General features: G+C 66.2%; 7 protein-coding genes and 1 tRNA gene. 2 read left to right on the plus strand and 6 right to left on the minus strand.

Annotated elements, in window-relative coordinates; genetic code table 11:
- Window positions 1-110: 110 nt before the first annotated feature.
- The 5 genes from E6J59_00120 to E6J59_00140 all read right to left on the minus strand — a co-directional run bounded on the left by E6J59_00120 (window position 111) and on the right by E6J59_00140 (window position 5,205).
- Entirely contained in the window at window positions 111-668 is a 558-nt protein-coding gene (locus tag E6J59_00120; protein ID TMB24566.1) for a hypothetical protein, read from the minus strand.
- Window positions 669-706: 38 nt separating this feature from the next.
- Window positions 707-2,107, minus strand: coding sequence for a cytochrome C (locus E6J59_00125; protein ID TMB24567.1), 1,401 nt, complete (start codon window positions 2,105-2,107; stop codon window positions 707-709).
- Between the two features lie 115 nt (window positions 2,108-2,222).
- Complete coding sequence (locus E6J59_00130; protein TMB24568.1) at window positions 2,223-2,630, minus strand: globin; 408 nt, start codon at window positions 2,628-2,630, stop codon at window positions 2,223-2,225.
- A gap of 58 nt (window positions 2,631-2,688) precedes the next feature.
- Window positions 2,689-3,375 (minus strand): response regulator transcription factor, encoded by a 687-nt coding sequence (locus E6J59_00135; GenBank protein TMB24569.1) that lies wholly within the window; start codon window positions 3,373-3,375, stop codon window positions 2,689-2,691.
- A gap of 57 nt (window positions 3,376-3,432) precedes the next feature.
- Window positions 3,433-5,205, minus strand: coding sequence for a GAF domain-containing sensor histidine kinase (locus E6J59_00140; protein ID TMB24570.1), 1,773 nt, complete (start codon window positions 5,203-5,205; stop codon window positions 3,433-3,435).
- 238 nt (window positions 5,206-5,443) lie between these two features.
- Here E6J59_00140 and E6J59_00145 point away from each other — a divergent pair, with 238 nt between their 5' ends.
- Window positions 5,444-5,800, plus strand: a complete 357-nt coding sequence (locus E6J59_00145; protein TMB24571.1) for a hypothetical protein — start codon at window positions 5,444-5,446, stop codon at window positions 5,798-5,800.
- A gap of 23 nt (window positions 5,801-5,823) precedes the next feature.
- Window positions 5,824-7,083 (plus strand): hypothetical protein, encoded by a 1,260-nt coding sequence (locus E6J59_00150; protein TMB24572.1) that lies wholly within the window; start codon window positions 5,824-5,826, stop codon window positions 7,081-7,083.
- Here E6J59_00150 and E6J59_00155 read toward each other — a convergent pair.
- A tRNA-Asn gene (locus tag E6J59_00155) sits at window positions 7,045-7,117 on the minus strand. The genes E6J59_00150 and E6J59_00155 overlap by 39 nt on opposite strands.
- Window positions 7,118-7,209: the final 92 nt, after the last annotated feature.

The following is a 7,209-nucleotide window of genomic DNA, read 5'->3' on the forward strand; positions in this document are numbered from 1 at the left end:
GGACTTGCGCGGTTCGAGCGCCTACCGGCGCCGGCGAGAAAGGTCCGCCCTGGCACTCCAGTTTGGACCCTCCACGACAAGGCTAACAGTGAACCCTGCGTAAAATTCGGCTACCGCTCGGGGGCAGTCGCGAGCGCGGGTTTGTCGACAGCGTCGGAGACCGCGAGCCGGATCCACATCCCAGCGACACCATGACCGGGCACGGCGCAGAAGATGAGGAAGGATCCGGCCTTCCCCGGCACGAACCGGACATCGGTGCCCTGCCCAGTCGGGAAGCCCTGTTCGATCCGCCCGGTCGTGGCGTGTTCGAACGCCGGTGGCACGGGACCGACGGGGATCACTTCCGCATCAGCGATCACTTCTACCGAGTGGGGCAGGTTCGGGTCCTCGTTCTTGAAATGAAACACCACGTTCCACCCCCGCGGCACCGTCAGCACCAGGCCGCCCCGGCCGAACCCGTTGAAGTTCATGCCACCATTTGCCTCTGTGAGGCCCGCGACGAGCTTGAACTCGGCGGTCTTACTTGCGGCATCGGCGCGGAGCCAGGTTGGATCGATCTTGCCGCTTTTCGCGCTCTGCGCTCGAGCGCCGACCGCCCCGAGGAGGAGGGTGCCAGCCAGGAGGAGCCCGCGTCGCACTCGCATCGTCCACCGCATGGGCCGCCGCATAGGGACAGTCTCTCTCTTTATGAGGACGACGCTCGCCGCTAGTACAGCAGCCACGTCAGGATGTACAGCGTGTTGTTGTCGCTCGCTCGGCGCCCGAACCCATCGTAATCGCGCGAGCTGCCGTTGAACTGATCATACGCAACGTACTGGAATTGCAGCCGCAGATTCTGCCAGGGCATGACGTCGACCTCGGCAACGAGGCCGTCATTCTTGGGGCTGCCGGTACGACTCCCCACCACGGGCGCCGGGGCGTAGAGCAGGTCGTCGCTCGTGCCCGTGGTGACGAACGGCGCGACAGTGAACGCGTACCGCTGACCGATGTGGTACATGGCGGCCATCCGGAACGTGCGAAGCGTGTTCGTGGGGTTCGCCGCGCCCCCGGCGGTCCAAGTCTGCTTCTCGTGGATCCAGGTCCCGTCAAGAGTGACGCTGTTCGACCCGAACGAGTGCATGTACGCGAGGTCCACCGCAAAATCGGTGAATCGATTGGTCGGCCCCACGACGCCGGCGGGGAAGACGCTCGCCGCCATGCCGTAGGTCCCAACCGACAGATAGTTCTGGCCCCACACGTTCGGGAACGCGACCCGCCAGTACGGTGCGGCGCCTTGGATCACACCCGTAGCGGTCGCGTCGAGCGGGCGCTGGACCCCGAGCGGTGCGGAGCGGTAGGCGCCGACTTCCCCGTAGACTCGATCGTTCCACATCGCGTACGCCGTCAGCCCCGCCACCTGCTGGGCCAGCGTACCATCGACGAGCGTCGCGGCGGCCGGTGTCGGAGCGGCGGCCGAGCTGCCATAGGGGAAGCTCCAGGCAGGCGTGCTGTTCCAAATGTCCTGGACGGTCGGGTTGTTGTTCACGCTCAGGCCGAGCGCGGTACGCTTGGATAGGAGGGTCGCATGGGTCGCGAAGCGGAAGTCCGCGTTGTCGACCCCCAACTGACCGCTCTGCGGATCAAAGGTGACTTGCAGGAAACCACCCACGTGCGGAGTGATCTCGCCCCCGGTAAAGAGGCTCAGCTGGTCCGGGAAAAGCACCGTGCCATTCTGCGTGCCGGGCAGCGCCTTCTTCGTGCTGGTGTACGATGTCTGGAACATCAACGACACCGGCGCCACCAGGTTGAGCAACAGGCTCTGTTGGCCCTCGGGGTTCTTGCCCTCGAGGGACTCACTCCTGCGGAACACGTAGCCGTTGAGCTTGAAGGCCCGCCCCGTGGGTGTGAGCTCCGGGAAATGGGTGTGGCAGGCGCTGCACGCCAGGCCGGTCTGGCGTGCGTAGGTTGGCGTGACGTCAGAGACAGCGTAGCGCGTGGCGTAGACCCGCAGCGCCCTAGCCGTGTTTTCTCGCTCGCGGTCTCCGGCGCGACGGTCGGCGAGGGCAGCGCGTGCGGCGCCCGTGATCAGAGTGCAGATGAGGAAGACCGTCCCGATGTGGCGTGACATAACGGCTCCTGGTCCGAAGTTGGAACTCCGTCTGCAGGGAACAGTTTGCCACGCGTAGGGAAGGCCAGACATGAAGGCCGCGTGAAGAGATCTTCACGCGAGGCGGGGTGTGCCCTCAGTACTTCGATTGCATGTACTCCACGCCCGTCGCGACCGCCGTGCGCCAGGCTCCCTCTACAGCGGGCGTGAACTCATGGTCGTATTGCTTCACGGTGTCGATCAGGCTGTCGATGAACAGCGGATAGAGCGCGGGATCGATGGCGAGGTCTCGCCGGCTGTGCCGGTCGGCGACGCGCGAAAGAATCGTGGGCTCGCCGTCCGGCTGCGCGGGAAAGTTCAGCAGCAGGCCGAAGGCGTGACGCAGCAACCGGTGCTGCCGATCGAAGTCGGTCTTGGCGAACATGGGTCGAGCGGCAGGGCAGAGCGTGAAGAACCGACGGTAGAACGCGTCGAAGAATTCCGGCGCCACAGAGCACCGGGCGTAGCTGGCTTTCGCCCGGGCGGCCGCCTCCTGGTCGGTCATGCAGTCCCCGCGCAGGAATGGGCGGCACAGCGAACGAGCGTGCGACGGAGAGAGCGCTTCACGAATCCACCCGATCCGGTGTCGCCAACCGGAACCCCACCCCGCGCACGGTGTGGATCACCTCCACGCCGGCCGCGTCTTTTAGCTTGCGGCGCAAGTTCCCCACGTGCACGTCCACCACGTTGCTTTCGGGGTCGAACTGCATATCCCAGACCTTCTCCAGGAGCTCCGTCCGGCGGAGCACGTCCTCCGGCCGGAGCAGGAAGTGCTCGAGCAGCTGAAACTCTTTCGGGGTGAGATCGAGCCGCTTCCCATTGACTGTGGCTTTGTGCTTCAGACGATCCACCTGGACCGGCCCGTAGCTCAGCAGTTCGGTGCGTGAGGCGCCACCGCGGCGGACTAACGCCCGCACACGGGCGAGCAGCTCCTCGAACTTGAACGGCTTGGCGAGATAGTCGTCTGCGCCAGCGTCCAGCCCGCGCACCACATCTTCCGTCGCGTCGCGCGCCGTGAGCATCAAGATCGGTGTCTTGCTCCCCTCGCGCCGCAGCTCGGCGGCGACCTGCAGTCCCGTTTTCTTCGGGAGCATCACATCGAGCACGAGCAGGTCATACTCGTACACGTGCGCGAGCATCGTCGCTTCGTCGCCATCCGGCGCGAGGTCGACGGCGTAGCCTTCTTCCCGCAAGCCCTGCTCGATGAATCCGGCAACTTTGCGATCGTCCTCAACGACGAGAATCTTCATGATCAGACACTAAGGGGGTGGAGTTGAACCGAGACCAAAGGACGCCTGAAGAAACCTTCACGCTGACGGAGGTGCCAAGGGAAGGCTGAGGCTAAACGTGGCGCCCCGACCGACCACGCTCTCGACGGTCAACCGTCCGCCGAGCACCTCGGCCAATCGTCGGGAGACTGGGAGACCGAGCCCCGTCCCAACTCCCGAATGGGGGTCAAAGCGCTCGAACGGCTCGAAGATCCGCTCCTGCAGCTCCGTCGGGATCCCGGGTCCGTGGTCGCTGACCCGGAATGCCACCGCGGCTGGCTGAGGCTCAACCAGGACGGTGACAATGCCCCCCTCGGGGCTGTGCCGCACGGCGTTCGACAGCAGGTTCACGAGGATTTGCTCGAGCCGAACGGGGTCGGTGCGGAGAGGGGGCGGAGCATCGGGACTGCGCTCGTCGAGTGCGACGCCCTTCGCCTCCGCCGCAGGGCGCACACCGGTGAGCGCGCGGTGCACAGAGTTGGGTACATCGACCTCGCGCCACACCGGATGTACTTTCCCCGCGTCCAGGCGGGTGAGGTCGAGGAAGTTGTTCAGGAGCGTGATCGTCCGGTCTGCGCCCTCGTACACTTCGCGCGCGGCCTGTGCGATCGATTCGGCCGACTTCCCCTTGACCAGTCGCTCCGCCCAACCGTAGACGCCGGTGAGCGCGTTACGCAGCTCGTGGTTCATCATCGCGAAGAACAAGTCCCGCTGGCGCTGCATGGCCCGGACCTGGCCCAACAGGTCCTGGCTCGCCTCGTGGAGCCGCGCGTTTTCAACCGCGACTGCCGTACTCGCAGCGAGCAGTACCGCGATGGCTTCGTCTTCCACGCTGAACTCGTCCACGCCGACCTTCTCGGTGAGGTAGAGATTGCCGAACACCTTGCCACGGGCGACGACGGGCACGCCCAGAAACGAACGCATAGGAGGATGGTGCGGAGGGAAACCGTAGCGCTGCGCGTGACGGTTGATGTCCGCGGTCCGAATGGGCGCCGGCTCGCGAATCACGAGGCCGAGCAGGCCACGTCCGCGTGGGAGGTCCCCGATCCGGTCCCGCTCGGCTTGAGTGATCCCCGACGTTACGAACTGGACCAGCGAGGTGCCGTCGGGACTCAAGACGCCCAGCGCCGCATAACGCGCTCCCACCACCTCCCGGGCGGCATCGACGACCCGCTGGAGCACGCGCTCCAAGGAATGCTCCGAGAAGATCTCGACCCCCGCTGTGAGCAGACGCTCGAACCGCTCGCGGACTCGCGTGACCTCGGCGATCCCAGTTCCCTCGGGTGTGCGCCGGCCGGCTGGGCGTCGCGAGCGTCGCTTCGGCAAGCGTCCCCCCATCTCAAGTGGAAGCTCTGGCTTCGACAGACGTATTATCAGTTTTTCACCCACACTGCGCCACGCCTTCACCCATCGCGAGCCGTAGGGAGCTTCTTGCAGCCTCAAGGGGTCAGAAGCGACGACGCCCTGAGCAAGTTCAGGGGGTCGCGCGTTGTGATTCTGTTGTGCGGTTCGCACGATTCCCGGTTGTTCGTCGGGGACCGAGTTACAAAACCGACGCTCAGAACACCGCTTGGCTCGGCAGGCTTCCAAGCCGCGAGCCCACCTGTACCACCACCCGCCGACGAGATTTCCACACGATGAGCCGGATTTCCACCCTGCACTGATTCTCGCAGCGTTCTTAGCCGTGCAAGCAAGTGGCGAGATATCGGTGCACGTGCCGGTGCACGTGCACATCGATATCTCGCCAGGCCGCCCGTTCGCGCCCTGCGGGCGCTCAAGGGCCCACACACCCCAGACATACACCCTGCTCATCGCCAGCCAGACCTACGGCGGGGAGCCCCTGCTGGCACGCTCGCCCCTATTCGGGACTATTTATAAGTGAGGGGACCTGTCTCGACGCTTCCCCGCTGCTCCGGAGCCGCATGCCCGCTACCCGTCGTACGGCAACTAAGCTTCTCCGCCTGGAGCCCAAGAAGCTCGTTCACGTGGCCGTCCGCGCCCTAGATCCGCCACGCGCCGCCGGCACACGGCGGGGAGCAGAGCGCGCAACGTGAGCGACGAGCCGCGGAGCTTGGAGCAGCTGCTCGCCGACTGGCGGGGTGACGCCCAGGTGCTCCGCCGGCGGGGACACGACCGCGAGGCCGAGCAGATGGAGCGGTCCGCGGAGGCGGTCACGCGGGCGGCGGAGGACTATCTTCGGTGGCTGTCGGAGGACGAGGCCCTGCTGCGCTCAGGGCGCTCGCGCGGCTGGCTCCGCTCGCAGTTCCCGGAGTGGGAACGCGCCGGCCACACCCGGCGCGAAGGTCGCAAGCGTTGGTATCGGATGCTCGTGATTCCGCAACGCGCCAACCCCCTGGCGGCTCGAGCCGCCGGCCGGCGGGCAGCATTTGAGGCGACTCCATCGTGACGCGCCAACGGAAAACGCTCGCCATGTTCGGCCCCAGTCGGGGCGGCGTCCGTGTCCTCGTCGAGCGTGGCGGCGAGCTCGTCCGCGTGCAATGGTACGACGACGGGATCCGCCGCGTGAAGTCGTGGCCCAACACCCGCGAGGGCCGTACCGAAGCGAAGGCGTGGGCGCGGGGGTTCGCCGAGGCTCGGACGCTTGGGCCGCGACCGACGGTGGTACGGCGCACGCTGCGAGAGCTCTGGGAGAGGTACGTCGAAGCGGAGTTCCCCCACCTGCGCCCGAAGACTCAGACCAACTACCGGGAGCACTGGAGCCGTTGGGAGCTCTTCCTGGGACGAGACTTCACAGCCGAAGAAGCGCGGCTCGGCGACGTCGATCACTTCCGGGCAGCCCTTGAACGTCAAGACTACGCCCTTAGCCAGATCCACAAGGCGATCGGCGTGGTGAAGACCGTGTACAACTGGGGCCAGCGCCGCGAGCTCCTCGGCATGAACCGGCTCGCGCTGTACCGGTTCAAAGTGGCGAAGGATCTCCGCCCTGAGCCGCCGGCCGAGTACGCTCGCGAGGAGCGGGATGCAATCCTCCAAGCGCTGCGTCCCGATCGGCACACGGAATGGCGCGCGTGGACCGCCGTTGCGATCGCTGCCTACCAGGGTGCTCGGATGAGAGCGATCCTGCACCTCCAGTGGAGGGATCTCGACTTCAAACGCGGCGAGATTGCCTGGCGCGCGCGGTGGGACAAGACCGGCCGAGAGCGCGTGCAGCCGATGACCGACGGTGCCCGGGTGGCCCTGGTCGTGTCGAGGCAATGGCGCGAACGCGATGGCTACGCGGGGCCCTGGGTCTTCTATACGCCGCACCGTCAGCGATGGAACGGGGCGGATGACGAGCGGGCCGCCTGGACCGCCCAGGCGCTCTGGCTCGCGCTAACGAAGGCGGAGCGCCGCGCCGGCGTCCGGCATCTTCCGTATCGCGCGATGCACGGCTTCCGTCGCGCGATCGCCGGGGATGTGCTCGAGCTCACGCGGGATCTGAAGCTCGCGCTCGATTGGATCGGGGACGTGGATCTCGGGATGGCCCGTCGCTATTTGCGCCCCCGCGACCCGCGGCTCGAAGAAGCCGCCACAGCCGTGGATCGACTCTTGGGCGAGATCGGCGACCGAAACCGTCACGCAACCGTCACGGGCTCACCCGAGTCGTGGGACAGCGAAGCGGAAGCATCAGGCGAGCTTGAACTTGTCGAGCTGGGGCGGGTGGATTCGAACCACCAACTTCCCGGTTAACAGCCGGGCGGTCTGCCAGTTGACCTACACCCCAGAGCACCGCACCGCACCCCCACACCGTTTACAGCCGCCAGGCACGAGACGCTCAGACGCCCAGCGGTGAACAGGTGTGCGGAGCAAGAAAAA

It is taken from the genome of Deltaproteobacteria bacterium, assembly GCA_005879795.1.
Classification (GTDB): domain Bacteria; phylum Desulfobacterota; class Binatia; order DP-6; family DP-6; genus DP-6.

Excerpts from the sequence above, each read along its gene's own strand:
- E6J59_00140 (TMB24570.1), bottom strand. The coding sequence starts at position 5,205 with ATGAGCAGGGTGTATGTCTGGGGTGTGTGGGCCCTTGAGCGCCCGCAG.
- E6J59_00130 (TMB24568.1), bottom strand. The coding sequence starts at position 2,630 with ATGACCGACCAGGAGGCGGCCGCCCGGGCGAAAGCCAGCTACGCCCGG.
- E6J59_00135 (TMB24569.1), bottom strand. The coding sequence starts at position 3,375 with ATGAAGATTCTCGTCGTTGAGGACGATCGCAAAGTTGCCGGATTCATC.
- E6J59_00150 (TMB24572.1), top strand. The coding sequence starts at position 5,824 with ATGTTCGGCCCCAGTCGGGGCGGCGTCCGTGTCCTCGTCGAGCGTGGC.
- E6J59_00120 (TMB24566.1), bottom strand. The coding sequence starts at position 668 with ATGCGGCGGCCCATGCGGTGGACGATGCGAGTGCGACGCGGGCTCCTC.
- E6J59_00125 (TMB24567.1), bottom strand. The coding sequence starts at position 2,107 with ATGTCACGCCACATCGGGACGGTCTTCCTCATCTGCACTCTGATCACG.